Origin of the sequence: Streptomyces lacaronensis (assembly GCF_047337785.1) — a bacterium.
In the GTDB taxonomy this organism is placed as follows: Bacteria; Actinomycetota; Actinomycetes; order Streptomycetales; family Streptomycetaceae; genus Streptomyces; species Streptomyces lycopersici.
This window is the reverse complement of sequence record NZ_JBLHDK010000003.1, coordinates 1683218-1709803: the sequence shown is the minus strand read 5'-3', so window position 1 is coordinate 1709803 and position 26586 is coordinate 1683218. Positions and strand designations below refer to the sequence as shown.

General features: G+C 72.4%; 20 protein-coding genes. 11 read left to right on the top strand and 9 right to left on the bottom strand.

The annotated features are described in order from the left end of the window. Positions 1-45: 45 nt before the first annotated feature. From ACMTAK_RS07595 to ACMTAK_RS07585, 3 genes are all read left to right on the top strand, one after another. Positions 46-4551 carry an HAD-IC family P-type ATPase gene (locus ACMTAK_RS07595; protein WP_413805467.1) on the top strand — a complete coding sequence of 1502 codons (4506 nt, stop codon included), beginning with the start codon at positions 46-48 and terminating at the stop codon, positions 4549-4551. Between the two features lie 91 nt (positions 4552-4642). After that, entirely contained in the window at positions 4643-4882 is a 240-nt protein-coding gene (locus ACMTAK_RS07590) for a DUF6296 family protein (RefSeq protein WP_413805466.1), read from the top strand. Between the two features lie 123 nt (positions 4883-5005). Continuing rightward, positions 5006-6007: a sigma-70 family RNA polymerase sigma factor gene (locus ACMTAK_RS07585; protein WP_413805465.1), complete on the top strand. Its 1002-nt coding sequence runs from the start codon at positions 5006-5008 to the stop codon at positions 6005-6007. Here ACMTAK_RS07585 and ACMTAK_RS07580 read toward each other — a convergent pair. The 4 genes from ACMTAK_RS07580 to ACMTAK_RS07565 form a co-directional block, all read right to left on the bottom strand. After that, positions 5906-6325, bottom strand: coding sequence for an STAS domain-containing protein (locus tag ACMTAK_RS07580; protein WP_413805464.1), 420 nt, complete (start codon positions 6323-6325; stop codon positions 5906-5908). The two genes, ACMTAK_RS07585 and ACMTAK_RS07580, sit on opposite strands and share 102 nt — an antisense overlap. Positions 6326-6427: 102 nt before the next feature. Continuing rightward, positions 6428-7129, bottom strand: coding sequence for a glycoside hydrolase family 75 protein (locus ACMTAK_RS07575; protein WP_413805463.1), 702 nt, complete (start codon positions 7127-7129; stop codon positions 6428-6430). A 205-nt stretch (positions 7130-7334) separates the two neighbouring features. After that, positions 7335-8174, bottom strand: coding sequence for a class II fructose-bisphosphate aldolase (locus ACMTAK_RS07570; RefSeq protein WP_413805462.1), 840 nt, complete (start codon positions 8172-8174; stop codon positions 7335-7337). 103 nt (positions 8175-8277) lie between these two features. Continuing rightward, positions 8278-9171, bottom strand: a complete 894-nt coding sequence (locus ACMTAK_RS07565) for an SIS domain-containing protein (protein WP_413805461.1) — start codon at positions 9169-9171, stop codon at positions 8278-8280. Positions 9172-9305: 134 nt separating this feature from the next. Here ACMTAK_RS07565 and ACMTAK_RS07560 point away from each other — a divergent pair, with 134 nt between their 5' ends. Next, a complete protein-coding gene (locus ACMTAK_RS07560) occupies positions 9306-10091 on the top strand; it encodes a DeoR/GlpR family DNA-binding transcription regulator (protein WP_413805460.1) in 786 nt (261 codons plus the stop codon). A gap of 42 nt (positions 10092-10133) precedes the next feature. Here ACMTAK_RS07560 and aroQ read toward each other — a convergent pair whose 3' ends face one another. After that, the gene (gene aroQ, locus ACMTAK_RS07555) at positions 10134-10607 is read right to left on the bottom strand and encodes a type II 3-dehydroquinate dehydratase (protein ID WP_413805459.1); all 474 of its coding nucleotides are present in this window, start codon (positions 10605-10607) and stop codon (positions 10134-10136) included. A gap of 77 nt (positions 10608-10684) precedes the next feature. After that, entirely contained in the window at positions 10685-12490 is a 1806-nt protein-coding gene (locus tag ACMTAK_RS07550) for a coagulation factor 5/8 type domain-containing protein (RefSeq protein ID WP_413805458.1), read from the bottom strand. Between the two features lie 577 nt (positions 12491-13067). Between ACMTAK_RS07550 and ACMTAK_RS07545 the strand changes: the two genes are divergently transcribed. Beyond that, a complete protein-coding gene (locus tag ACMTAK_RS07545) occupies positions 13068-14108 on the top strand; it encodes a LacI family DNA-binding transcriptional regulator (RefSeq protein ID WP_413805457.1) in 1041 nt (346 codons plus the stop codon). Positions 14109-14294: 186 nt separating this feature from the next. Here ACMTAK_RS07545 and ACMTAK_RS07540 read toward each other — a convergent pair whose 3' ends face one another. Further along, positions 14295-15605, bottom strand: a complete 1311-nt coding sequence (locus tag ACMTAK_RS07540; RefSeq protein ID WP_413805456.1) for an ROK family protein — start codon at positions 15603-15605, stop codon at positions 14295-14297. 182 nt (positions 15606-15787) lie between these two features. Here ACMTAK_RS07540 and ACMTAK_RS07535 point away from each other — a divergent pair, with 182 nt between their 5' ends. The 6 genes from ACMTAK_RS07535 to ACMTAK_RS07510 all read left to right on the top strand — a co-directional run bounded on the left by ACMTAK_RS07535 (position 15788) and on the right by ACMTAK_RS07510 (position 23969). After that, positions 15788-17110: an ABC transporter substrate-binding protein gene (locus ACMTAK_RS07535; RefSeq protein WP_413805455.1), complete on the top strand. Its 1323-nt coding sequence runs from the start codon at positions 15788-15790 to the stop codon at positions 17108-17110. A gap of 13 nt (positions 17111-17123) precedes the next feature. After that, a complete protein-coding gene (locus ACMTAK_RS07530) occupies positions 17124-18122 on the top strand; it encodes a carbohydrate ABC transporter permease (RefSeq protein WP_413805454.1) in 999 nt (332 codons plus the stop codon). Then, entirely contained in the window at positions 18115-18990 is an 876-nt protein-coding gene (locus tag ACMTAK_RS07525; protein WP_078559107.1) for a carbohydrate ABC transporter permease, read from the top strand. The genes ACMTAK_RS07530 and ACMTAK_RS07525 overlap by 8 nt, the downstream gene beginning before the upstream one ends. A gap of 74 nt (positions 18991-19064) precedes the next feature. Beyond that, positions 19065-20429 (top strand): GH1 family beta-glucosidase, encoded by a 1365-nt coding sequence (locus tag ACMTAK_RS07520; protein WP_413805453.1) that lies wholly within the window; start codon positions 19065-19067, stop codon positions 20427-20429. A gap of 1115 nt (positions 20430-21544) precedes the next feature. Then, complete coding sequence (locus tag ACMTAK_RS07515) at positions 21545-22135, top strand: L-rhamnose mutarotase (RefSeq protein WP_413805452.1); 591 nt, start codon at positions 21545-21547, stop codon at positions 22133-22135. A 343-nt stretch (positions 22136-22478) separates the two neighbouring features. Next, positions 22479-23969, top strand: a complete 1491-nt coding sequence (locus ACMTAK_RS07510; protein WP_413805451.1) for a S1 family peptidase — start codon at positions 22479-22481, stop codon at positions 23967-23969. 83 nt (positions 23970-24052) lie between these two features. Here ACMTAK_RS07510 and ACMTAK_RS07505 read toward each other — a convergent pair whose 3' ends face one another. Both ACMTAK_RS07505 and polX read right to left on the bottom strand, forming a co-directional pair. Next, positions 24053-24817, bottom strand: a complete 765-nt coding sequence (locus tag ACMTAK_RS07505) for a uracil-DNA glycosylase (RefSeq protein WP_413805450.1) — start codon at positions 24815-24817, stop codon at positions 24053-24055. After that, positions 24814-26559: a DNA polymerase/3'-5' exonuclease PolX gene (gene polX / locus ACMTAK_RS07500; RefSeq protein ID WP_413805449.1), complete on the bottom strand. Its 1746-nt coding sequence runs from the start codon at positions 26557-26559 to the stop codon at positions 24814-24816. Before polX ends, ACMTAK_RS07505 begins: the two co-directional genes overlap by 4 nt. Between the last annotated feature and the right edge of the window lie 27 nt (positions 26560-26586).

Sequence of the window (26586 nt, the reverse complement as noted above, 5' to 3'; positions counted from 1 at the left end):
ATCGGGATGAACCGGGCAGGCCGCCCGGAGAGCGGAGGTCCCTTGATGTCACCGCTGCCGTCGCTGTCAGCACTGCGCCTGCCCCTGCCGCCTTCGCTGCTGCTCGCGCCCATCAAAAGCGGTGTGGCCGCGGGCGTGCGGGATGCCGCCGGAGCCGTCGGACGGCTGGTCCGGCCCTCCGCGCGCGGGATCTGGTCCTACCCGGGGCGGTACTACATCGAGGTCCGCGGGGTGCACGGCATCGGCGGCGAGCAGGTGGCCCGCCGGGTGGAGCGGGCGCTCGAGGAGCATCCGCGGGTGCGGTGGGCCCGGGTGAACGCGCCCTCCGAGCGGGTCGTGGTGGCCGTGGGCAAGCCGCCCCCGTCCGAACTGGACCTGATCGCCCGGATCGAGCGCGCGGAGGTCGAGGAGCCCGTCGGGCCCACCGAGGAGTTCGACGAATGGGCCCCCGAGCCGCGCCACCCCTCCGGCGGTGGCAGGGAGGCCCAGTCGCTGGCCGTCGTGGCCGCGGACGTCGTGGGGCTGAGCGTGGCCACCGCCCTGCGCCTGGCCCCCTGGCTCAAGCTGCCCACCGAGGTGGCCGCGACCGTGTCCGTCATCCAGAACCATCCCCGCCTGCGGCGCCTCGCCCTGGCCATCACCCGAGGCCGGTCGACCGAGGCGACGCTGCCGGTGCTGAGCGCGCTGACCCAGGGCGTGGCCACCCGGGGCGGGGGGCTCGCGCTCGACCTCATCCAGCGGATGGCCCTGTGGCGGGAGGCGGAGGCGGAGGGCCGGGCCTGGGCCGCCATGGAGCCGCACCTGGTGCACGGCCCCCAGGACGTGGTGGCCGAGCCCATCGTGGTCGAGCGACCCGGGCCGTCCCCCAAGGACGCCGTGGAGCGCTTCGCGGAGCGCTCCATGGCCGCGGGGGCCGTGGGCGGCGTCCTCACCGCGCTCTTCGCCGGCCCGCGCCGCGGGTTCGCCGTCGGGTTCTCCTCCGTGCCCAAGGGACCGGGGGCGGGCCGGGAGGGGTTCGCGACCAGCCTCGGCCGGTTCCTGGCGCTGCGCGGCGTCCTGGCCATGGATCGCAGCTCGCTGCGGCGGCTGGGCCAGGTCGACACCGTGGTGCTGGACGAGGCGGCGCTGCGCGGCGACCGCTACGAGCCCAACGACCTGGAACTCCTCGGCGGCGCCGACCCCGAGCGGACCGCCGGGCGGCTCTTCGACCTCTTCGACTCCGATGAGCCCCTGAAAACCCGCCGCGCAGGCGGATGGGTGCTCGGCGCCCTGGACACGCTGGAGCTGACGGGCCGCACCGGGCAGCAGGCCGCGGCGAGGCTCCGCCGCAGGGGCAGCGAGCGGATACTCGGCCTGGCCCGGGGGAGCAAGCTCCAAGCGGTGGTCGGCCTCGCCGCGCAGACCGTGCCCGGCGCCGAGGCCGTGGCGGCCGCCGCCCGGCGGGCGGGCGCCCGCATCGTCCTGGCCACCGACCGGCAGCACCCCACGGACATCACCTTCGCCGACGCGATCGCGCCCTCCGGCGGCCGCCTGGTGGCCTCCGTACGCTCCCTTCAGGCCGACGGCGCCGTGGTGCTGCTGCTCTCCGGCAACCGCCGCGCCCTGGGGGCCGCCGACTGCGGCATCGGGGTGCACCGCGAGGGTGAGCCCCCCGCCTGGGGCGCCCATCTGCTCGTCGGCGCCGACCTGGAGTCGGCCGGGCTCATCGTGGACGCCATCGGCGTGGCCGCGCGGGTCGACCGGGAGAGCGCCCTGCTGTCCGCCGGCGGCAGCGCCATCGGCGCGGTGGCCGCCCTCCAGGCGCCCCCGGGCCAGGCCACCGCGCGCGGCGCGGCGTCGGGCACCACCGCGGGGACCCTGGCCTTCGCCCTGGGCAACTGGCGGGCGCGCCAACTCCTCGCCCGCCCCATGGACCCGCCGGTGACCACCACCCCCTGGTATCTGATGCCCGTCCCCCGGGTGCTGGAGCGGCTGCGCACCGGGCCCGACGGGCTGACCCCGGAGGAGGCGGCATCCCGCACCGCGGAGGGGCCGCGCCGGGGCGAGCCCACCCGCACCAGCCTGCCCGCCGCGTTCATCGAGGAGCTCGCCAACCCGCTGACCCCGGTCCTGGCCGCCGGGGCCGCCCTGGCCGCCGCCGTGGGCTCACGCACCGACGCCGCGCTGGTGGCCACCATCACCGGCATCTCCGCGCTCGTCGGCGGATTCCAGCGGGTCAGGACCGAGCGGGCGCTGTCCGAGCTGTTCGCCCGGTCGGCGATCGGCGCCCGGGTCCGCAGGGGCGGTACGGAACGCCTGGTGACCGCCGGGGACCTGGTCCCCGGCGACATCGTCGTGCTGGGCCCGGAGGACGTGGTGCCCGCCGACTGCCGGCTGCTGGAGGCCGAGGGGCTCGAGGTCGACGAGTCCTCGCTGACCGGCGAGTCCCTCCCCGTGCGGAAGTCCCCGGCGCCGGTCGTCGGCGCCCACATCACCCAGCGCCGGTCGATGCTCTACGAGGGCACCACGGTCTCCGCGGGGCGGGCGCAGGCCGTCGTCGTGGCCACCGGACCGGCCACCGAGGTCGGCCGCAGCCTGGCCACCGCCCGCCAGGCCGCCCCCGTCACCGGTGTCGAGGCCCGGCTGACCGCGCTCACCCGATCCAGCGTGCCCATCGCGGTCGGGTCCGCCGCCGCGGTCGCCGGCGCCGGACTGCTGCACGGCCTGCCGCCCACCGAGAACCTCGCCTCCGCCGTCAACCTCGCCGTGGCGTCCGTCCCCGAGGGGCTTCCGTTCCTGGTCAACGCCGCCCAGCTGGCCGCCGCCCGGCGGCTGGCCGACCTCGGCGCCCTGGTCCGCAACCCGCGCACCATCGAGGCCCTCGGCCGCGCCGACGTGCTGTGCTTCGACAAGACCGGAACCCTCACCGAGGGCACCCTCCAGCTCGCGGCCGTCAGCGACGGCGACGGCCCGCTCCCGGCCGACCGGCTCGACGCGCCCCGTAAGGCCGTGCTCGCCGCCGCCCTGCGCGCGACCCCGCCGGCCCGCCAGGCCGAGCCCATGGCGCACCAGACCGACCGCGCGGTGAGCGTCGGGGCGCGCCGGGCCGGGGTCGGGGTGCGGCGCGGAGCGCCCCGCTGGCGCCGTACCGACTCGCTGCCCTTCGAACCCTCCCGCGCCTACCACGCCACCGCCGGGCGCACCTCGCACGGTGCCCTGCTCAGCGTCAAGGGGGCGCCCGAGGGCGTCCTGGAGCGGGTCGCCCGACGGCGCACACCGGGCACCGGACGGGCCACCCCCCTGGACGCGGAGGACATCAAGAAGCTGGCCGACGCCGCCAAGGAGCTGGCCGGAGCGGGGCGGCGGGTCCTGGCGGTGGCCGAGCGCCCGATGCGGGAGAGCGAGGACCTTACCGACGACACCGTGCGGGACCTGGACTTCCTCGGCTTCATCGCGCTCGCCGACCCCGTTCGCACCAGCGCCGGCCCGGCCACCGAGCGGCTGCGCGAGGCGGGCGTGCAGACGGTGATGCTCACCGGCGACCACCCCGCCACCGCGGACGCCATCGCGGCCACCGTCATGGACGTCGCCGAGCCCAAGGTGAGCACCGGTCCGGAGCTGGACGAGATGGACGACGAGCGGCTGGACGAGCTGTTGCCCACGGTGGACGTGATCGCCCGGTGCAGCCCACACCACAAGGTCCGCATCGTCCAGGCGTATCAGCGCCTCGGCCGGGTGGTGGCCATGACCGGCGACGGCGCCAATGACGCCCCCGCGATCCGGCTCGCGGACGTCGGGATCGCCCTCGGCCGGCGCGGCACCCCCGCCGCGACCGCCGCGGCGGACCTCGTCGTCACCGACGACCGCCTGGAGACCATCGTCTCGGCCCTGATGGAGGGGCGCGCCATGTGGGCCTCGGTCCGGGCCGCTCTCGCCATCCTCATCGGCGGCAACTTCGGCGAGGTGACCTTCAGCGTGGCGGCCTCCGCCCTGACCGGCACCACGCCCCTGAGCGCGCGTCAGATCATGCTGGTCAACCTGCTGACCGACCTCGCGCCCGCGCTCGCCATCGCGGTGCGCGAGCCCACCGGGCACACCGGCGAACGGCTGCTCAAGGAAGGCCCCAGCCGCTCGCTGGGCGTGGCGCTCACCAAGGAGATGCTGCTGCGGGGCGTCATCACGGCCGCCGGAGCCGGACTGGCGTGGACCGGCGCCCGGGTCACCGGCCGGGGCCGCCGGGCCAGTACGGTGGCGCTCGCCGCCCTGGTCGGCACCCAGCTGGCGCAGACGCTGACGACGGGCGGCCTGGACCGGCACGTCCTGATCGCCGGCCTGGGCTCGGCCGCGGTGCTCGCCGCCATCATCCAGACCCCGGGCGTCAGCCAGTTCTTCGGCTGCACCCCGCTCGGCCCGTTCGCCTGGGCCATCACCCTGGGCTCCATCACCGTGGCCACCCTGTTCGGCCCCCTCCTCGCGCCGATGCTGCACCTCGACACGACGCCGCCCGGGGAGGAGGCGGCGGAGGAGCGCACGGACGCCGCGGACGGGCCGGCGGCCGCCGCACCGCGGTGAGCACCGGACCTCTTGCGCCGCCCGGTCCGAGCGATAGTGTTGAATGTCCCGGTTTGGGATGGCGGGGCGGGTCGGTGCGGAGGAGGGCGTGATGCGGAGCCGAGAGAGGTATGAGCTGGTCTTCCCGGATGCGACCGCCCCGGACCCGGGGGCCGAGGACGTCGTGGTGGTGCACCGCACGGAGAGCAGCGGTCCGGGCGGCCACCCCGTGTACGTGGACGACACCGGCATCGTGCGGGCGGAGATCAGCGACCGCGCGGAGGTACGAATGATCGCCAGCGGCGGTCATCAGGCGCACACCGCCGCGGTCAGTGCCCGCCCGGTGTCCTGAGTCACCCGTCCGGCGCCCCGGGCCGTCTGTCGTTTGCGCAGGTCGGCGCCGTTGTCAGTGGGACCCGCTAGGTTTGGCGCCGATGGGACCCCGAAGAGCGATCGAAACGATCGAGGTGCGGCGATGAGTGATGTGGCGGCGGTGGACGGCGCGGCCGGTGTCGAGCTCCAGTTGGAGCCGTACCGCACGCAGCTGACCGGTTACTGCTATCGGATGCTGGGCTCGGCCTTCGAGGCCGAGGACGCCGTCCAGGAGACGATGGTGCGCGCCTGGCGGGGGCTGGACCGCTTCGAGGGCCGGTCCGCGCTGCGGTCGTGGCTCTACCGCATCGCCACCAATGTGTGCCTGGACATGCTCAGCGGGAGCAAGCGGCGGGCCCGGCCCATGGATCTGACCTCCGCCGCCACCCCGTTCCCGGCCACGCTCGCCGAGCAGCCGGAGGCCACCTGGATCGGGCCGGTCCCGGACGGCCAGGTGCTGCCGGACGGGGGAGACCCCGCCGAGGTCGCGGCCCAGCGGGACGCGGTGCGGCTCGCGTTCATCGCCGCGCTCCAGCATCTGGCGCCCCGCCAGCGGGCGGTGCTGATCCTGCGCGAGGTGCTGGCCTGGAAGGCGAGCGAGGTCGCCGAGCTGCTGGGCACCACCGTCGCGTCGGTCAACAGCGCGCTGCAGCGCGCCCGGGCCACCCTCGCCGCGAGCCAGGTCAGCGACTCCGACCCGGTCAAGCCGCTGGACGAGGAGCAGCGCGCGCTGCTGGCCCGCTATGTGGACGCCTTCGAGCGCTATGACCTGGACTCCCTCACCGCCCTGCTGCACGAGGACGCCACGCTCTCCATGCCGCCGTACGAGCTGTGGCTGCGCGGCCACGAGGACATCCGCCAGTGGCTGCTGGGCCATGGCATTGGCTGCCGCGGCTCCCGTCTGGTGCCGACCGTGGCCAACGGCATGCCCGCCTTCGGCCAGTACCGCCCGGGTGGCGCCGACGGCCGCCATGAGCCCTGGGCGCTTCAGGTCCTGGAGATATCAGGGGGCCGGATCACCGGGCTCAACTCCTTCCTGGACACCGAGCGCCTCTTCCCGCTGTTCGGCCTCCCCGCCTGGCTCGGGCCCCAGGGCGTGGCCTGACGTCGCGGGGGCCGTGAGGGCCTCGTCCAGCCCCGTCCAGGCGAGCAGCCGCCGCAGCTCGCCGCGGGCGTTGCGGAGCTGGATCCCGCGCCCCAGCCGGCCGGCGGTCAGCCGAAGCCGGGCCAGGGCCTCGACCACGGCCAGGTCCGGCCGCCCCACGCCGCCCACGTCCACGGTGACCGGCCCCGGACCGGCCCGCCGCGCCAGCGCGGTCAGCCGTTCGCACAGCCGCGCCACCTCGGCGCGGGTCACCGGCTGGGCCAGCACCAGCACGGCTGGGGACGGCATGGGCGGGTTCTCGGGCTCGGGACCGGTCAACGTCCACCTCCTGTCGCGTCGTTCACCGGTGCAGACCGCCCGGCCCGGGAAAAATCATCGGGGAGCGCGCGGCCGTGCCGCACGTTCCCCGATGATGGCGGGTCAGTTGTTCTGGACGAACTGCTTCGCCAGGCCGTCGCCGACCGACACTGCCTTGTCGTGGTTCTCGATGGGGGAGACGGAGGAGTTCTTGAAGAGGATGTACGTCACCCCCGACTCGGCGCCGCCGGTCTCCGGGTCGGGGTCGATGCCGAGCGCGTTGGCCGTGGCGTAGGACGCCTCACCAATGATCTTGGTCGGCCCGGTGTCGCCCACCACCGCGTACTCGACCTTGTTGTTGTAGATGACCGCGACCACACCGCCGCCCTTGATGCCGGCCTGCCGGTAGTCCCAGGTGGAGCTCGGGCTCGGCACCACGACATACGGCAGCTTGTCGGCGATGAGGGGCTTGCCGTCCGACTGGTGGAAGGCGGTGTCGTCCTGGAACCACGGGTCGGTGTCCTCGTTGCACCGGGAGGTCACCTGGCCATCGCAGTCGACATCCATGTCGGCCTTCCAGAAGACCGCCCCATTGGCGCCGCAGACCGGGACGGTGGCCGATGTCTCCTCGTCGGTGCGGTACTTGCCACTGGATATCTGGGAACAGCTCTGCACCTTGGCGAGCAGCTGCGCCGCGGTGACCGTGCCCTCCTTGGTGGACGCGGGGGCCGGTGCGGGGCCCCGGGTGTTGGCGTGGGCGCCGGCGGTGACGGAGCCGGCCAGCAGACCGGCCGTGGCGATCACGAAAGCGAAACGCTTGCGCATAGGACACCCCTTTGTTAGGAACCTTTCCTAACCTCGACTGGGGCATCTTGGGTGAGTTGATAAGCTCATGTCAATACGTTGCACCGTGGAAGGCGATGCGTATTGCCGCGCGAATTGGCGGCCTTCTCGGCAACTTCCCGCAGACGCTCTCAGTGTGTGATTCTCGGGCGCGGAATGCCCGGCTCGTGGTTCCCCCACGTGACCCTCAGGGCGTCGCCCGTACCAGCTTCAGCAGCCGCGTCACCTCGCGCGCTACCGCGTCCCGCGCGGCCGCGACATACCTGCGCGGGTCTACCACCTCGGGGTGAGCGGCCAAATGGTCGCGGATCGCGCGGGTGTAGGCCACGTTCAGATGGGTGGCGATGTTCACCTTCGTCAGCCCCGCCTCCACCGCCCGGGTCAGATCCGACTCGGGCACCCCGGAGGAGCCGTGCAGCACCAGCGGTACCGGCACGGCCGCGCGCAGCGCCGCCACCAGCGGCAGATCCACCACCGCGGCCTTGACGACCATCGCGTGCGAGGTGCCCACCGCGACCGCGAGCGCGTCCACGCCCGTGGCCGACACATAGGCGGCGGCCTCGGCCGGGTCGGTCCTTGCACCCGGCGCGTGGACGCCGTCCTTGCCGCCCACCTCGCCCAACTCGGCCTCCACCCATACCCCGTGGGCATGGCAGTCGGCCGCCACCTCTGCGGTCGCCGCCACATTGCCGTCGTAGTCCAGGGCCGAGGCGTCGAACATCACCGAGCCGAAGCCGAGGTCCACCGCCTCCCGCACCAGCTCCGGCCCGGTGGCGTGGTCCAGATGCACCGCCACCGGCACCCCCGCCGCGCGGGCCACCTCCACGGTCGCCCGCCCGATGGCGGCCAGAGCGCCGTGGTACCGCACCGCGTTCTCGCTGATCTGGAGGATCACCGGCGCCCCCGCCGCCTCCGCCCCGGCCACGATGGCCTGGGCGTGCTCGATCTGGATGACATTGAACGCACCCGCGCCGAGCCCGGCCCGCGCGGCCGCCCCGACGATCTCTCCGGTCGCCACCAGCGGCATCTGCCGGCTCCTTCCGTCCGTTCCCGTGTTCCGGTCCTGTCCCGCATCCCGCGATCCGCCCATACCGGCGCGGCCCGCCTGTCCCCGCCCGGCTCTGCTCTGCTCAGCCGAGGATCACCGAGCGGGTGAGATGGCGCGGCTCGTCGGGGTCGAGCCCGCGCGCCGCCGCGATCGCGACCGCGAGCCGCTGCACCACCACCAGTTCGGCCAGCGGGTCGCGGCCGTAGCCGGCGACCCGGCCACCGGTGCGGGTGATCTCCTCGTCCGCCACATCCGACGCCCCATCGCCCAGCCACCACACCACGCTCCGCGGGCCGGTCACGCTGATCGGGCCGTGCCGGTACTCCTTGGCCGGATACGCCTCGGTCCACGCCCCCGCCGCCTCGCGCATCTTGAGCGCGGCCTCCTGGGCGACCCCGTAGGTCCAGCCCCGCCCGAGGAAGGTGAACTGCCCGGCGTCCACCAGCGGCCCGGGCAGCGGCTCGGCGAGCGCCGCCTCCCCGTCGGCCTGAAGATGGTCCAGGGGCGCGCCCAAGTGGGCACGGAGCAGGGCGAGTTCGGTGGTGGCCCAGCGGGTCTGGACCACCGACCGCTCATCGGCGAAGTCGAGTACCACCGCGGCGTCCGCGGCGCCCACGACGGGTGAGTCGGGGACCGCCGTGACGACGGTGGTGGGCACCCGGCCGCGCACCGCGCCGAGCAGCTCCAGCACCTCGGTCGTGGTGCCGGACCTCGACAGCGCGACCACCCGGTCGTAGGCGCGGCCGAGCGGCATCTCCGACGCCGCGAACGCGTCCGTCTCGCCCTGGCCCGCCGCCTCGCGCAGCGCCGCGTACGACTGGGCGATGAACCACGAGGTGCCGCAGCCGACGACGGCGACCCGCTCACCCGCCCGGGGCAGCGCCGCCCGTACGGGCCCCTCCGGATCCCGGGCCAGGGCGATGGCACGTCGCCAGCAGTCGGGCTGGCTCGCGATCTCGGCCTCGGTGTGGCTCATGGGACTCCCCTCGTCGCACGGATGACCCGAGCAGTATGGATGCGCGGAGTTGTTTCGTACGGGCTGATAATGCGCAGAATCACGCACGGAAGTCCAGAGCCGATGCATGCGGGGAGCGGGGTAGGGTGATCGGCGTGAAACGGCCCGAGCGCTGGAACGCCCTGCTGGATCTGCTGGCAAGGGACGGCAGAATCGATGTCGAGGAGGCGGCCGCCGAGCTGGCGGTGTCCGCCGCGACCATCCGGCGCGACCTGGATGAACTCGCTCAGCAGCAGATGCTGACGCGCACCCGTGGCGGCGCGGTCGCCCACAACCTCTCGTACGACCTGCCGCTGCGCTACAAGACCGCCCGGCGCGCCTCGGAGAAGCAGCGCATCGCCGCGGCCGCGGCCCGGATGGCCGAACCCGGCTCGATCGTGGGGCTCAACGGCGGGACGACCACCACCGAGGTCGCCCGCGCCATCTCCATGCGCGGTGACCTTTCCACATCGGGCGGCGGCCCGGCCGTCACGGTCGTCACCAACGCCCTGAACATCGCCAATGAGCTGGCGGTGCGCCCCCAGGTGAAGATCGTGCTCACCGGTGGGGTGGCCCGTCCGCAGTCCTTCGAGCTGATGGGGCCGCTGGCCACCGGGGTACTGGACCAGGTGTCGCTGGATCTGGCGATCCTCGGTGTGGACGCGCTGGACACGGTCCAGGGCGCGACCGCCCACCATGAGAGCGAGGCCAGCATCAACCACCTCATGGCCGGCCGGGCCACGCGCGTGGTGGTCGTGGCCGACAGCTCCAAGCTGGGCCGCCGGGCGTTCGCACGGATCTGCGCACTGGACGAGATCGATGTGCTGATCACGGACACCGGCGCCGATGAGGAACTGGTCGCCCCGTACGCCGAGGCCGGTGTCCGCGTGATCAGGGCCTGAGCTCTGGTCAGGGCCCGAGGTGTCGCACGCCTGCGCCTGCGCCTACGGCCTGGTGGCGGCCAGCAGGGCCGCCACCCGCTCGACGGCGAACGCGTAGCCCTGGACACCGCAACCGGCGATCACCCCGCTGGCCAGCGCGGAGACATAGGAGTGGTGCCGGAAGGCCTCCCGCTGGTGGATATTGGAGATGTGTACCTCCATGATCGGCAGACCGTCGCAGGTGGCCAGGGCGTCGCGCAGGGCGACGGAGGTGTGGGAGTACCCCGCGGGGTTGATGATGACCGCCGCGTGGCGCTCCCGGGCCTCATGGATCCAGTCGATCAGCTGGCCCTCGTGGTTGCTCTGCCGGCAGTCGGTCGTCAGACCGTGCGGCGCGGCCGTCTCGGCCACCAGCTTCTCGATGTCGGCCAGCGTGTCGGTGCCGTAGATCTCGGGTTGCCGGCGGCCCAGGAGGTTCAGGTTCGGTCCGTTGAGCACCATGATCGTGGAGCGGTCGCGCACGGGGGTGATGGCCATGGCGTGTGGTCCTTCCTGGGCGGTCGGCACTTCGAGGGGCGGTTCACCGGGGGCACCGACCCGCGAGGCATCGTAGATCAGGGATATGACACCACGGTGGACGGCACGGTGGAGGTGCCCGAGGTGGGAGATCCGGTGTCATTGATGACGCGCTCGTACTGGCCTTGGCCGCCGAGCGAGACGACCAGCAGATTGTGGAACCTCACCCCCGACGCGTTCGGCGCGGCGAAGCCGTGGTGCTGCACGATGCTCGGGTCGACGTTGTAGTAGCAGTAGCTGCCGAGCCCCCATCCCTCGTGTGTGGTCACCGAATCGGCCACCTTGTAGGCGGCGTAGCCCTTGATGGAGCCGTTCTGGATGGCCGCCTGGTTGGGGGCGTCGTACGCCTTCTCGTTCTGGAAGAAGATGGTCCGGCCCCGCTGCCCGAACCACTGCACGTCGTACTTGTTGAAGTGCTCCACGAACAGCCCCGTGGCCAGCACGTCGTCGCCGTTGACCCGGACGCCGTAGTCGGCGCGGTTGGTCTCCCAGCCGACCCCGTCGCCGTGGTCGGCGCGCCAGACCCAGGTGTGGTCGACGATGGTGTGCCGACTGTTGATCACCATGCTGGTGGTGGCCTTGCCGGGGCCCGCGCCGCCGATGCGGATGAACACGTCCTGGACGGTGGTGGGGTTGGCCGAGTGGTCGGCGGAGGCCCCTTGCGGGCCGACTTCCAGCAGCGTGGCGGAGTTGACCGGTCCGGCGTCGATGAGGAAGCCGGCCAGCCGCACCCCGTCGACATCGGCGACCTTCAGCGCGGTGACTCCGTTGTCGGGGATGAGTGTGGCGTAGCCGAGCCCCAGGACGACGGTGTTCGCGCGGTTCACCTGGACCGGCCGGTCGAGGTGGTAGATCCCCGGGGTGAGCAGCAGATGCAGCCCCTGGTCGAGCGCCTCGTTGAGGGTGGCCGCGGTGACACCGGGCTTGGCCACGTAGAACTGCGACAGCGGCAGCGAGGTGCCTCTGGGGGTGCCGTTGCCCCAGGTGACGCCGCGGGCGTCGGTGCGCTTCTCGGGCAGGAAGACCCGGTACTCGCTGCCGCTGAGGTACAGGAAGGGCTTCTCCCGGGAGACGGGGGTGGTGTTGAGCGTGGTGTACGGCGGGTTGGGGAAGCTCTGCCCGGGCGCGCCCTCCACACCGGAGAACACCATGTTCCACACGCCGTTGAGCCAGCCGCCGATCGCGCTGTCGCGGGTGTACCACTGCTGCTGGGAGTACGGTCCGACCTGGCCGTCGATGCGGCTGTCCGCGATGTAGCCGCCGCTCGCCCAGCCGTAGCCGTCGGGGGCGAGGTTGAGCCCGCCGCGGACGTGCATCCGCCGGAAGGGGGCCGCCTGTGCCACGGCCCAGCGGTTGGTGCCGTTGACCGGTACGACCGCGAGGTTCTCCGCCGAACGCCAGAAGTTCTGGGTGGCATTGCCGTTGAACCACCCGGCGTCCACCGTGATGTCGCCGTTGATGGTCGTGTCGTCCGGCGACAGCCCCAGCCCGGCGATGGAGGTGTAGAAGCCGATCTGCGCGTTGAGCCCGCTGTAGCTGCCGGGCTTGAACAGCAGGGCGTAGCGCCCGGTGCCGAACTGCGCCGACTCCTGCTTCTTGAACACCTCGTCCAGCTTGGCCTGGATGCCGGGCGTGGACGGGTCGAAGACGATGACGTTCGGGCCGAGGTCGCCGCCGCCGGGCAGGGCCTTGGGGCGTCTGCCCCGGCCCGAGGGGGCGGCGGCCGCGGGGGTGGCCAGGCCGCCGAGGGTGGGGGCCGATGCGATGGCGGCCGCGGCGCCGAGCACCGCCCGGCGGCCGACCGCGGAGCGGCCGGAGGAGGAAGACGTGGGGGAAGGCGTCATGGGGGCGTCTCTCCTGGTTCAGTAAATGAACGGAATGGGGGGTGAGGGAGCGCTCTCTCGCCGTCGCATGCTTCATCCATGTGAACGACTCGTCAAGAGTTGTGACCGCAGTCCTTACATGTTGTTGCTTTTTGAACGTCAACTGCCCTGACGAGTCCGCTGGTTCGGGCGAACTTGGGGAGATTTGTGGTCGGCTGCGGCTCTGGCCGTTGTGTTCAAGAGGGAAAGGGGGATCGACGTCTGATCCTTTCCGCTCGACTCCTCGACACCTTTGCGCTCCCGCCCGGACACTCCCATCTCGGAGAGCGCTCTCCCATATTGTCGCGGGCCGGTGACGGCCCGTCATACGGGCGGCCCGGCTCGCACCCACGGCGTCGCAAGGGCGACGTCGGCATCGAGGTCCGTTCCGTACGGGCCGTCCCGCCCGCCGTGCACGGCACCAACGCGGCCCTCGGCAGGCCCGCCACCGCCTCCTCGTACCAGACCGGTGGCGGCGACTGCCCCCGCGCCCCGGCCAAAGCCGTGCCCGCTGGAGAGCGCTCTATGCCCCCGGATACGCTGCCACTAGGGTGCGGACATGAACCGACAGGCCCCGACCTTGGAGGATGTCGCCCGGGAGGCCGGTGTCTCCCGGGCGACCGTGTCCCGGGTCGTCAATGGCGTCCGCAATGTGGATCCGGCTATCCAGGACCTGGTCCGGCTGGCGGTCGAGAGGACCGGCTACGCGCCCAACCGGGCGGCCAGATCGCTGGTGACCCGGCGCACCGGCACCGTGGCGCTCGTCGTCTCCGGGGCCGGGGACACCTCGGAGGAGGAGCGGAACGCCTTCGCCGCCCGGGTGTTCTCGGACCCGTTCTTCGGCCGGGTGGTCGGTGGCGTGGTGGGATTCCTGCGGCCGCGCTCGACGCACCCGGTGCTGATGTTCGCCGAGTCCCCCGATGCCCGGCAGGAGGTGGTGAGGTATCTGCGGCAGGGGAACGCGGACGGGGCCCTCGTGGTGTCCACCCACCCCGACGATCCACTGCCCGCGCTGCTCGCCGAGGCCGGACTGCCCGCCGTGCTGTTCGCCCGGCCCGTGCGGCCGGTGGCGCTCAGCCATGTCGACCTGGCGCACTGGGACGGTGGCCGCATCGCCGCCGAGCGCCTGCTGGCCCGGGGGTGCCGGAAGGTGGCCACCGTGTCGGGACCGTGGGCCGTGGCGGCCGGCCAGGAGCGGCTCGCCGGGTTCCGCGACACCATGGCCCGCGGTGGCCACCCGTACGTGCCGGTGGCCGAGGGCGGCTTCACGCAGGACAGCGGGGTGGCCGCGATGACCGCGCTGCTCGCCGAACACCCCGATGTGGAAGGGGTGTTCGCGGCCAACGACTTGATGGCCCAAGGGGTCTGCCAGGTGCTGAGGGAGCGCGGCCGGCGGGTGCCCGACGATGTGGCCGTCGTCGGCTTCGACGACTCCAGCGTGGCCGCCACCTGTCGCCCGCCGCTGACCTCGGTGCGCCAGCCGGTGGAGGACATGGCGGCGGCGATGGCCCGGCTGCTCGACGAGCACGTCCGGGGCCTGCGCACCGATCCGGTCGCGGTCCTCTTCGAACCGGAGCTCGTGGTACGGGAGTCGGCGTAGCGGCACGGGAGTCGGCGTGGCCCCGCGCCGGACGGGTGCGTTGCCTCCTGCGCCGGAGGCGTGCGTAGCGCCCGCGCCGGACGGGTGCGTTGCCTTCTGCGCCGGAGGCGTGCGTAGCGCCCGCGCCGGACGTGGGCGTAGCGTGTGCGCGATTCCCGCGCCATGTGCGTAGCGCCCGCCCCGCCCCTACGCCAGCCGCGTGCCCAGGGTGGTGCGCCAGGCGGGGGACGGCTCCGGCGGGGGCCCGGCGGGCGGGCGGCGCCCACCGCGGGCGAAGAAGTCGGCGAGCGGCAGGATCGCGGCGCCCACCGTCACCGCGTCCGGCCCCAGCGCCCCCAGGTCGATGCCGACGCGTCCGGACGGGTACGGCAGGGCGTACGACAGCGCGTGGCGGCGCACCGAGTCCAGGAAGCGCGCGCCGAGCTGGAGCCCGGCCCAGCCGCCGACCAGGATGCGCTCGGGCTGGAAGAGGTTGATCAGGTCGGACAGCCCCGCGCCCAGGTACTCCGCCGTCTCGGCGAGGACGGCGGCCGCCACCGGGTCCGGGTCGCCACCGTCCTCGGGGTAGGCGGCGGCCAGCATCGCCGTCAGGGCGGTCTCCTCGTCGGTGTCGGACGGCGGCTGCCCGCCCGCCTCCTGCCAGCGCTCCAGCAGCGCCTCCGCGCCCGCGTACGCCTCCAGGCAGCCCAGCGCCCCGCAGCGGCACCGGCGGCCCCGCACCCGGACCGTGAGATGGCCCCACTCCACCGCCCGGCCGTGCTCGACGTCCTCGGCGACGACGCAGGCGCCGACGCCCGATCCGAAGAGCACGACCACCGCGTTGCGCGCACCGCGCCCGGCGCCGAACCACATCTCGGCCTGCCCCAGCGTCTTGGCGCCGTTCTCGATGAAGTACGGGACCTCCTGGGGAAGATGGCCCGGCCCGCCGCGCAGCATCCGCTCCAGCGGGACCGCCTCCCAGCCGATCGGCTGGCAGTGCACCACCGCACCGCCCTCCTCGGAGTGTTCGACGATGCCGGGGACGCCGATGCCGACGCCGAGGAGCCGATCGGGGGCGAGCCCGGCCGCCGCCAGGACCTCGGCGATGCCGTCGCGGATATGGCGCGCGATCAGCTCGCTGTCGTAGCGGTCCCGGTGCCCGGCGCCGCGCGTGGGCAAGGGCCGGTCCGCATGGGCCCGTTCGGCCAGTTCGAGGTCGAACAGCTCGACGCGGACCCGGGTCTCGCCGACATCCACCCCGATCATGTGGCCGCTGTGCGGGGCGATCCGCAGCAGGGTGCGGGGGCGGCCGCCGTCGGAGTCGACGCTGCCCGCCTCCTCCACCAGCTCCTCGGCGAGCAGTTCGGCGACCACGTTGCTGATGGAACCTGAACTCAGTCCGGTCGCGGGGGCCAGCGAATAGCGGCTCATCGGCCCGTCGAAGTACAACCGGCGCAGCACGGCGGCGCGGTTTTCCCGCCGCAGGTCACGAACCGTACGGCCGTTGTTCGCCGTCACCTGGCCTCCTCAACTCCGGACTCCGCGCCGCAAGATACCTCCGCCTGATCTCTAGACGCGATCTTCTCTTGAGGTTTAACTCACGTCCTAAATTAAGCCGTGAGAGGCTTCGGGAGTTGAACGCGGTCGCGTACCCGGGCCCTTCTTGGCATTCACCACTCCCGGAAGGGACACCAGGAGCCATGCGCAGCATCCGAGTCGCAGCCATAGGCGCCGTCACCTTGTCACTCGCCCTCGCCGTCTCGGCCTGCGGAGGCGGTTCCTCGACGGCCGGCGGCGGCGGATCCAATGACTCGCCCAAGACGCTCACGTACTGGGCCTCCAACCAGGGCGCAAGCATCGCGGTGGACAAGAAGGTCCTGAAGCCCGAGCTCGACAAGTTCGAGAAACAGACCGGGATCAGAGTGAAACTCGAGGTCATCCCCTGGTCCGAGCTGCTGAACCGGATCCTCACCGCGACCACCTCAGGCCAGGGCCCCGATGTGCTGAACATCGGCAACACCTGGAGCGCCTCGCTCCAGGCGTCCGGGGCGCTGATGTCCTGGGACGACAAGAACTTCGGTGGCATCGGCGGCAAGGACCGCTTCGTGGACTCCGCCCTCGGCTCGACCGGGGTGAAGGGCGAGGACCCGGCCGCGGTGCCGCTGTACTCGATGGCGTACGCGCTCTACTACAACAAGAAGATGTTCGCCGACGCGGGCATCTCCAAGCCGCCCGCCACCTGGGACGAGGTCGTCGCCGACGGCAGGAAGCTCTCCAAGGACGGCAAGTGGGGCCTCGGCGCCGAGGGCGCGAACCTCTCGGAGAACATCCACCAGGTCTTCGTCCTCGCCAAGCAGCACGGCGCGGACTTCTTCACCGCCGACGGCAAGCCCGACTTCACTTCGGACGGCGCGGTCTCCGCGATCAAGCAGTATGTCGACCTGATGGCGAAAGGCAAGATCATCGCCCCGGGCAACGCCGAGTACGCGCAGAACCAGTCCCTCAGCGACTTCGCCAAGGGCAAGACGGCCATGGTCCTGTGGCAGACCGCCTCCGCCACCTTCGCCTCCCTGGGCATGAAGAACGACGAGTGGGGCGTGGCCCCGGCGCCCGTACGCTCCGGCACCCCCGGCACCGGCACCGCCGTCAACTCGATGGTCGCCGGCATCAACCTGGCCGTCTTCAAGAACACCGACAACCACGACGGCGCCCTGAAGTTCGTGAAGTTCATGACCAGCGACGCGGAGCAGAAGATCCTCAACAAGGCGTACGGCTCCATCCCGCCGGTCAAGGCCGCCCAGTCCGACGCCGCGTTCAACACCCGGGCGACGGCCGCCCTGCGGGACACCCTCGCCAAGAGCGCCGAGGCGCTGCCGCAGGTGGCCGACGAGTCGCAGTTCGAGACGTCCGTGGGCACGGCCGTCAAGGAACTGTTCGCGGACGCCGCCGCCGGACGCCCGGTGACCACCGCATCGGTGAAGGCCAAGCTGGAGAAGGCCCAGCAGCAGATGCCGGCGAAGTGAGCGCGGACACCTCATGACCACCACGACCGCCACCGCCGAGGCAGACCGGCGGACCGTGTCGGGGAGTACCCCCGGGGCGGCGCGAGGCCCGCGCCGCCCCGGGCGGATTCGCCGCATCGGACTGCCGTATCTGCTGCTCCTGCCCGCCCTGGTCCTCGAGCTCCTGGTCCATCTGGTGCCGATGGTGATGGGCATCCTGATGAGCTTCAAGGCGCTCACCCGGTTCTCCATCCGGGACTGGAGCGCCGCCCCCTGGTCCGGCTTCGACAACTACAACATCTCGGTCGACATCAACGCGCCGGCCGGTGAGGCGCTGCTCCACTCGTTCCGGGTCACCTGCGGCTTCACCGTGCTGTCCGTCGGGCTGTGCTGGCTGCTGGGCACCGCCACGGCCATCTTCCTCCAGGACACCTTCCGCGGCCGGGGCGTGCTGCGCACCCTGTTCCTGGTCCCGTACGCCCTGCCCGTCTACACGGCCGTCATCACCTGGGCGTTCATGTTCCAGCATGACAACGGGCTGGTGAACCACGTCCTCCACGACCAGTTGGGCCTCACCGACAAGCCCTCGTTCTGGCTCATCGGCGACAACAGCTTCATCGCCCTGCTCACCGTGTCGGTGTGGAAGGGCTGGCCGTTCGCGTTCCTCGTCGTCATGGCCGGACTCCAGAACATCCCCAAGGAGCTCTACGAGGCGGCCGCCCTCGACGGCGCCGGGATGTGGCAGCAGATCCGCCGCATCACCCTGCCCTCGCTGCGCCCGGTCAACCAGGTGCTGGCGCTGGTGCTGTTCCTGTGGACGTTCAACGACTTCAACACCCCGTATGTGCTGTTCGGCAAGGCAGCGCCGGAGGCCGCGGACCTCATCTCGATCCACGTCTACCAGACGACGTTCGCCACCTGGAACTTCGGCACCGGGTCCGCCATGTCCGTCCTGCTGCTGCTCTTCCTGCTCGTGGTGACGGGCCTGTACCTCCTGCTGACCTCCCGACGAAGGAAGACGGCCGATGTCTAGCACCTCCCCGGCGCGGCCCCGCTCACCCATGGCCGCCCCCCGGTCCTTCCTCTGGGCCCGCCGGATCTTCCTCACCCTGCTCACCGGATTCGTGCTGCTGCCGGTGTACGTCATGGTCTCCAGCTCCCTGAAGCCACTGGAGGACGTCTCGGGGACGTTCCGCTGGCTGCCGAGCGGGCTGACCATCCGCCCCTACATCGACATCTGGTCGACGGTGCCGCTCGCCAAGTACTTCATGAACTCGGCCATCGTGGCGGGCGCGGCGACCGTCTGCTCCGTGGTGATCGCCGTGTTCGCGGCGTACGCGGTCAGCCGGTACCGGTTCCGGGGCAAGCGGGTGTTCACGGTCACCGTCCTGTCCACCCAGATGTTCCCCGGGATCCTCTTCCTGCTGCCGCTGTTCCTCATCTACGTGAACATCGGCAACGCCACCGGCATCGCCCTCTTCGGCTCCCGGGGCGGCCTCATCCTCACCTACCTCACCTTCTCGCTGCCGTTCTCGATCTGGATGCTCATCGGGTACTTCGACTCGGTGCCACGCGATCTGGACGAGGCGGCGCTGGTGGACGGCTGCGGACCGCTGGGCGCGCTGTTCCGGGTCGTCGTCCCGGCCGCGATCCCCGGCATCGTCGCCGTCGCCGTCTACGCGTTCATGACCGCCTGGGGTGAGGTGCTCTTCGCGTCGGTGATGACCAACGACACCACCCGCACCCTCGCCGTGGGCCTCCAGGGCTACGCGACCCAGACCGAGGTGTACTGGAACCAGGTCATGGCCGCCTCGCTCGTCGTCAGTGTCCCCGTGGTCGCGGGCTTCCTGCTGCTGCAGCGCTATCTCGTGGCCGGGCTCACCGCCGGAGCCGTGAAGTGACCGGCCTTCCCACCTCTGACGTTCCCACCTCTGACGTTCCCACCTCTGGCCTCCCCACCTCTGAAAGGACGTACGTGTCCGAACTCCTGGACCTCACAGCCTTCCCGCATGACTTCCTGTGGGGCACGGCCACCTCCGCCTACCAGGTAGAGGGAGCCGTCGCCGAGGACGGACGGTCGCCCTCGATCTGGGACACGTTCTCGCACACCCCCGGCAAGGTGGCGGGCGACGACCACGGCGATGTGGCCTGCGACCACTACCACCGCTGGCGTCAGGACATCGGGCTGATGAAGCGGCTGGGCACCAACGCCTACCGGCTGTCCATCGCCTGGCCACGCGTGGTGCCGGGCGGCGACGGCCCGGTCAACGCCAAGGGCCTGGCCTTCTACGACGAGCTGATCGACGGCCTGCTGGAGGCGGGCATCACCCCGTCCGCCACCCTGTACCACTCGGACCTGCCCCAGGTGCTCCAGGACCGGGGCGGCTGGCCCGAGCGCGACACCGCGGAGCACTTCGCCGCGTACGCCTCGGTGGTGGCCGACCGCCTCGGCGACCGGGTGCGCCACTGGACCACCCTCAACGAGCCGCTGTGCTCGGCCTGGATCGGCCACCTCGAGGGCATGATGGCGCCCGGGCTCACCGATCTGACCGCGGCGGTCCGCGCCTCGTACCACCTGCTGCTCGGCCACGGCCTCGCCGCCCAGGCGATCCGGGCCGCCGCGCCACGAGCCGAGGTCGGCATCGTCAACAACCTCAACACCGTGGAGGCGGCCACCGAACGGCCGGAGGACCAGGCCGCCGCGCGGCGCATGGACGGCCACACCAACCGCTGGTGGCTGGACCCGGTGCACGGCCGTGGCTTCCCCGCCGACATGCGTGAGGTGTACGGGGTCGAACTGCCGGAGCGCCCCGGCGACCTGGACACCATCGCCGCCCCCCTGGACTGGCTGGGCCTGAACTACTACTTCCCGGCCACCGCCACCGACGACCCCACCGGCCCGGCCCCCCACGCACGCGCCGTCCGGCGCCCGGACGTCCCCCGCACGGGCATGGACTGGGAGGTCGACGCCGGTGGCATCGAAACCCTGCTGCTGCGCCTGACCGGCGAATACGGCGCCCGCAAGCTGTACGTCACCGAGAACGGCTCCGCCTACCCCGATGTCGTACGGCCGGACGGGACCGTGGACGACCCCGAGCGCCAGGACTACCTCGTCCAGCACCTCGCGGCCTGCGCCTCGGCGGTCCGCAAGGGTGCGCCGCTGGCCGGGTACTTCGCCTGGTCGCTACTGGACAACTTCGAGTGGGCCTACGGCTACGACAAGCGCTTCGGCCTCGTCCACGTCGACTACCGCACCCAGGTCCGCACCATCAAGGGGACCGGCCACCGCTACGCGCAGATCATCCGCGACCACCGGGGCCGGGCTCGCCGCGCCGCCTAGGCGGTGCCCGAGGGGCCTTGACGCCTGCGGCGAGCTTGTTCCCCTCCCCGCCCCTCCCCGAAACTGGGGCCTCCGCCCCCAGACCCCGCATCGGGGGCCTCCGCCCCAGACCCCGCATCGGGGGCCTCCGCCCCAGACCCCGCATCGGGGGCCTCCGCCCCAGACCCCGGTTCGGGGGCCTCCGCTCCAGGCCCCGGTTCGGGGGCATTCGCTCCAGGCCCCGGTTCGGGGGCATTCGCTCCATGGCCCGGTCCGGGGGCATTCGCTCCATGGCCCGGTCCGGGTGCATTCGCGCCAGACCCGGGCCGGGGGCTCGGTCCCGGGTCCCGGGTCGGGGTTTTGCTCGGGCCTCGGGCAGGGGGTTCTGCCCGAGGTCCGGACCGGGGGTTGCTCCGAACCTCGGGCGGGGGTTCTGTCCCGGGCCTCGGCCGGGGTCTGCCTCGGGCTTCGGGCCGGGGGTTCTGCCCCAGGTCCGGACCGGGGGTTGCTCCGAACCTCGGGCGGGGGTTCTGTCCCGGGCCTCGGGCCGGGGGTTTTGCTCCGGGCCTCGGCCGGGGTCTGCCTCGGGCTTCGGGCCGGGGGTTCTGCCCCAGGTCCGGACCGGGGGTTGCTCCGAACCTCGGGCGGGGGTTCTGTCCCGGGTCCCGGGCCGGGGATTTGCTCGGGCCTCGGGCAGGGGGGTTCTGCCCCGGGGTCCCGGGCCGGGGGTTTTGCTCCGGGCCTCGGCCGGGGGTCTGCCTCGGGTCCTGGGCCGGGGGTTCAGAACCGGGTCTCGGACCCGGGGCGACGCCCCTGTGGCGGGCGCGGTTGGCGGGCTGTTCGCCTTTACGCGCCTTCCCGCAGCATCGATATGCGGCTCCGCCGCGTGGCGGGGCTCCGCTCCAGACCCCGGGGTCCAGGGGCGGAGCCCCTGGTAGCGGGAAGGGGCGGGGAGGGGAAAATTCCGCCCGCGGCACACAGCCACTACGCAAAGCACATCGGCACTACGGCACATCAGCATTTCGGCACGAACACCCATCGGCACCACACGTGCACCCCCACGACCTCATCGAGGAGAGCCGCATGCCATCCCGTACCCCCGCATTCTGCTGAGCGCCCTCGCCACCCTGGCCACGGTGGCGGTGCTGACCACGGGCCGGGCCCTCGCCACACCCGCCTCGCACTCCACCGCAACCGCCGCCCAGGCGACGTGGGACACCGACCGGGCGGCGGCCGCGTACGCCGCGAACCACGGCGCCGTCGCCGCGTCCGGCAGCGAGAACGACGGCACCGCGCCGGGGCTGCATCATGGATCGTTGACGGGCGGCCGCCGTGGCCGCCTGGCGACGGAAGCAGCGGAAGAAGGAGGAGCGCCGATGCGGGTGGCGTTGCACTCGGTTCTCAAGGAGGGCCAGGAGTCCGGTTATGAGCAGGTGCACGCCACGGTCCCGGAGGACCTGCTGGCGGCGCTGCGCCGGGCCGGGATCACCAACTGGCGGATCTGGCGCAGCGGACGCCATCTCTTCCACCTCGTGGACTGCGAGAACTTCGCGGCCGCGATGGCGGCGCTGGACGAGGACCCGGCCAACCACCGCTGGCAGGAGTTCATCGGCGCGTACGTCGACCACTTCGAGGACACCGGCGGTTCCCCCGCCGAGGCAGAGCGGATGGCGCTCGGCGAGGTGTGGGAGCTGCGCGCCCAGGCCGAGGCCGCCGAGCGCGGCTAGGGGTCGGCTAGGGGGTGTCCCTGGCTACGGGGCGTCCGCCGCATGGTGGGGCTCCGCCCCTGTACCCCCCGGGGTCTGGGGCGGAGCCCCAGTTGTGGGAAGGGGCGGGGAGGGGAGCAGCCCGCCGCAGGTGTCAAGACGGTCGGCCGAACCGGCGGAGCCTACCGGTCCGGATCGTTCGGCGCAGCCTTTCATCAGACCTTGAGTACGGGTGAGAGCGGGGCGAACGCGTCCACGTACGACGTGGTGGCCCCGCGCGGGGGCGTGGCGGGACGCGGCAAGCGCTCCGCACACGCCTGCCGCGCATCCCCGACTGGAGGTCAGTGAGTTGAGCCACCGACGTGTGAACAAGCGGACCCTCGCCATTTCCGGAGCCGCCATCACCGCGCTCGGGGCAGCCGCCATTCTGCTGCCCAACGCGAACGCGAACCCGGACGAGACGTCGGGCGCCAAGACCTTCTCGTCTCCGGCCGCGGTGAAGCTCGCGAGGAGTCTCGCCTCGGACCTCGGTGACAACGGCGCGGGCTGGTACTACGACAACGGCAACCGCCAGCTGGTCATGAACGTGGTGGACGAGGACTCCGCCGAGTCCGTCCGGGCCAAGGGCGCCGTGGCGAAGGTCGTCCAGAACAGCATGGCCGATCTGAAGGCCGCCACCCAGACGCTGAGCAGCGACGCGTCGGTGCCCGGCACCGCCTGGTCGATCGACCCGGTCACCAACAAGGTCCAGGTGACCGCCGACCGGACGGTGACCGGCACGAAGTGGGACACGCTGACCAAGGCCACGGGCCAGATGGCGGGCACGGTCAGTGTCAAGCGCAGTGAGGGCGAGTTCAAGAAGTTCGACGGCGAGGAGGCGGCCCAGCCCGGCGACAACGGCGGCGCGAGCGCCGGGGACGCGGCGGGCGACGCGGATGACGCGGGCGCCGGGGACGCCGCCGGTGCGGCGGGCGGTGCGGGTGACGCCGGTGCGGGTGGCGCCGGTGATGCCGCGGGCGGTGCGGGTGACGCCGGGGACGCCGCGGCCGGTGGGCTCGACGGCGGCGATGCCATCTTCGGTGGTGGCGCCCGCTGTTCCCTGGGCTTCAACGTCAGCGTCGACGGCGCGCCGGGCTTCCTGACCGCGGGCCACTGCGGCAACGAATCCCAGACCTGGACCTCGGACGAGGCGGGGGCCGAGCAGGTGGGCACGGTGCAGGACTCCAAGTTCCCCGAGAACGACTTCGCGCTGGTGATGTACGACGACGCCACCACCCAGCCGTCCAGCACGGTCGACCTCCAGAACGGCAACACCCAGGAGATCGGGCGCGCCGTCGAGGCGAGCGTGGGCCTGAAGGTGCAGCGCTCCGGCTCCACGACCGGAGTCACCGACGGCACGGTCACCGGCCTCAACGCCACGGTGAACTACGGCAACGGCGACATCGTCAACGGCCTCATCCAGACCGATGTGTGCGCCGAGCCCGGCGACAGCGGTGGCGCGATGTTCGCCGAGGACGCGGCGGTCGGGCTGACGTCCGGCGGCAGCGGCGACTGCACCCAGGGCGGCGAGACGTTCTTCCAGCCGGTGACCGCCGCCCTGGAGGCCACCGGCGCGGTCATCGGCGCGGACGGCGGCGGCGCCGGTGGCGGTGACGCGGCCGGTGGTGCCGGTGACGACGCGGCGGGCGGTGCCGGTGACGCAACCGGTGGTGCTGGCGACGCGGCCGGTGGTGCCGGTGACGCGGCCGGTGGCGCCGGAGACGCCGCGGGCGCCGGTGACGCGGGCGCCGGTGACGCCGGTGCCGCTGCCGGGGCCGGTGACACCGGCAGCGTCGCGGGCCAGGGTCTCAACTGATCCGGCCCACCCCATGAACGAGGTCCCGGGCGCCCTCCTGCCCCAGTGCCCGGGGCCTCCCCTTCCCACGACCACCCTCCCGGCTAGCCGGAGACCGGCACCCCCGCCGCCTCCGCCGCCGCGCCGAGTACCTCGCGCAGCATGGCCGGAGTGAGCCGTCCGGTGAAGGTGTTCTGCTGGCTCACGTGGTAGCAGCCGAAGAGCGTGAGCGGCGGCCCGTCGTCGGCCGCCCGCAGGGTGACCCGCGCGCCGTGGCCGAACACCGGCCGGGGCCGGGGCACGGCCCATCCGGCCGCCTCCAGGGCGGGCATCACGGCCTGCCAGCCGAACGCGCCGAGCACCACCGCGGTCCGCAGCGTCGGCCGTAGCAGCCGCAGCTCCCGGGCCAGCCACGAGCGGCAGGTGTCCCGCTCCTCGGGGGTGGGGCGGTTGGCGGGCGGGGCGCAGTGCACCGGGGAGGTGATCCTGACCCCGTACAGCTCCAGACCGTCGCCGCGGTGGGTGGCGGTCGGCTGGCTGGCCAGCCCCAGGTCGTACAGCGCGGCGTACAGGAAGTCACCGGCGCGGTCGCCGGTGAACATCCGGCCCGTGCGGTTTCCACCGTGGGCGGCCGGTGCGAGCCCCACGATCGCCACCCCGGCGTCCGGTGGCCCGAACCCGGGCACCGGCCGCCCCCAGTACTCCCAGTCGGCGTAGGCCCGGCGCTTGGTGCGGGCGGCCTCCTCCCGCCACTGGACCAGCCGGGGGCAGGCACGGCAGTCGATGACCCGTGCGTCCAGCTCGGCGAGGGTTTCGGCGCCGGGAGCCTGACGGGCGGGGTAGGAGCGGTCCGGTTCGGAAGTGGTCATGTTGGGGGCTGGTGCCCCGAGTTCTTGCGCAGAAAACGCCGCAGCCGGGTGAGCGGCCAGGTGTTGATGACATCGTCCGGGGTCAGCCAGCCCCGCTGGGCCATGCCCACCCCGTACCGCATGTTGTCCAGATCCCGGGTCGAGTGGGCGTCGCTGTCCAGGGCGAACACCACCCCGTGCGACTTGGCCCGCAGGATGTTCTCGTCCGACAGATCGAGCCGGTCCGGATGTGCGTTGATCTCCAGCGCGGTGCCGGAGCGGGCGCAGGCGGCGAACACCTCGTCCAAGTCGGCGTCGATACCGGGCCGTTTGCCGATCAGCCGGGTGGTCGGATGGCCGATGACATGCACGTGGGGGTTCTCGCAGGCCCTCACCAGCCGCCGGGTCATGGCCTTGCGGTCCAGGGCGAACTGGGTGTGCACGGAGGCCACGCACAGGTCGAAGTCCTCGAGGAACTCGGGCGGCCAGTCCACGTCCCCGTCGGCGTCGATGTTCAGCTCCACACCGTGCAGCAGCCTGGTGTCCCCGCGGCCGCGCCCCCGGTCGAGTGCGCGCACCCGCTCCCGCTGGGCCAGCATCTTCTCCTCGGTCATCTGCTGCATATACAGCTTGGGCGCGTGATCGGTGATGGCGTAGTACGCGTAGCCGCGCCGCTCCGCCTTGGCGATCATGTCCTCCAGCGGTTCCAGCCCGTCGGTGAGGTTGGTGTGGGTGTGCAGATCGCCCCGGAGGTCGGACTCCTCGACCAGCCGGGGGAGTTGCCCTTCGAGGGCCGCCTTGACCTCGCCGCGGTCCTCCCGCAGCGCCGGCGGGATCCAGTCCATGCCGAGCCGGGCGTAGACGTCCTCCTCGCTCCGTGAGGCGATGGTCTTGCCGCTCTTGGTCTCGAAGAGGCCGTACTCGGAGAGTTTGAGGCCATGGCGCACCGCGATCGCGCGGATGCGGATGTTGTGCGCCTTGGAGCCGGTGAAGTAGAGCAGTCCCGCGCCCCAGGAGTCCAGCGGCAGGACCCGCAGATCCACCTGGAGCCCCTTCGAGGTGCGGATCGAGGTCTTCTTCTGGCCGTGGGCGATCACCTCGGAGGCCAGCGGCAGCCGGGTGAACGCCTCCATGAACGGGCCGGACTCCTCCGCCGCCACCAGGATGTCCACATCGCCCACGGTCTCCCTCATCCGGCGCAGCGACCCGGCGTACGCGCACCGCCGGCAGCCGGGCACCTTGGACAGGGCGGAGACGATGTCATCGGCCACGTCCATGGCCTCGTCGAGCGGGATGCGGCTGCCCGCCGCACGCATCAGCCCGATGCCGTGCAGGATGTTCTCCTCGGACTTCGGCCCGAAGCCCTTGAGGTCGCGCAGCTGGTGGTCCTCGATGGCCTGGGCCAGCTGGTCGATCGAGGAGATCTCCAGTTCCTCGTAGAGGATCATGGCCTTCTTCGGCCCGAGCGCCGGGATGGCGGTCAGCTCCCGCACCCCGGCCGGGATCGCGGCGCGCGCCTCCTCGACGGCGGGCATGGTCCCGGTGTGCAGGTACTCGACCACCTTGTCGGCGATCGACCGGCCCACATTGGGGATGTCCCGCAGCGCCTTCGCGTCGAACTGCGAGATGTCGGCCGCGTGGCCGCCGATCGCCCGGGCGGCCTTCTCGTACGCACGCGCCCGGTACGCGTCCCCGCCCGTGATCAGGAGCAGATCGGCGTATTCGCGCAGGAGGGCTTCGACCTCCTCGTTGGAGCGAGCCATAACAGCGATTTTAGTCGGCCCTGGCGA

Coding starts and splice junctions, on each gene's coding strand:
- polX (WP_413805449.1), bottom strand. CDS start 26,559: ATGGCTCGCTCCAACGAGGAGGTCGAAGCCCTCCTGCGCGAATACGCC.
- ACMTAK_RS07535 (WP_413805455.1), top strand. CDS start 15,788: ATGCGCAGCATCCGAGTCGCAGCCATAGGCGCCGTCACCTTGTCACTC.
- aroQ (WP_413805459.1), bottom strand. CDS start 10,607: ATGGCCATCACCCCCGTGCGCGACCGCTCCACGATCATGGTGCTCAAC.
- ACMTAK_RS07570 (WP_413805462.1), bottom strand. CDS start 8,174: ATGCCGCTGGTGGCGACCGGAGAGATCGTCGGGGCGGCCGCGCGGGCC.
- ACMTAK_RS07550 (WP_413805458.1), bottom strand. CDS start 12,490: ATGACGCCTTCCCCCACGTCTTCCTCCTCCGGCCGCTCCGCGGTCGGC.
- ACMTAK_RS07595 (WP_413805467.1), top strand. CDS start 46: ATGTCACCGCTGCCGTCGCTGTCAGCACTGCGCCTGCCCCTGCCGCCT.
- ACMTAK_RS07505 (WP_413805450.1), bottom strand. CDS start 24,817: ATGACCACTTCCGAACCGGACCGCTCCTACCCCGCCCGTCAGGCTCCC.
- ACMTAK_RS07585 (WP_413805465.1), top strand. CDS start 5,006: ATGAGTGATGTGGCGGCGGTGGACGGCGCGGCCGGTGTCGAGCTCCAG.
- ACMTAK_RS07590 (WP_413805466.1), top strand. CDS start 4,643: ATGCGGAGCCGAGAGAGGTATGAGCTGGTCTTCCCGGATGCGACCGCC.
- ACMTAK_RS07565 (WP_413805461.1), bottom strand. CDS start 9,171: ATGAGCCACACCGAGGCCGAGATCGCGAGCCAGCCCGACTGCTGGCGA.
- ACMTAK_RS07545 (WP_413805457.1), top strand. CDS start 13,068: ATGAACCGACAGGCCCCGACCTTGGAGGATGTCGCCCGGGAGGCCGGT.
- ACMTAK_RS07530 (WP_413805454.1), top strand. CDS start 17,124: ATGACCACCACGACCGCCACCGCCGAGGCAGACCGGCGGACCGTGTCG.
- ACMTAK_RS07525 (WP_078559107.1), top strand. CDS start 18,115: ATGTCTAGCACCTCCCCGGCGCGGCCCCGCTCACCCATGGCCGCCCCC.
- ACMTAK_RS07575 (WP_413805463.1), bottom strand. CDS start 7,129: ATGCGCAAGCGTTTCGCTTTCGTGATCGCCACGGCCGGTCTGCTGGCC.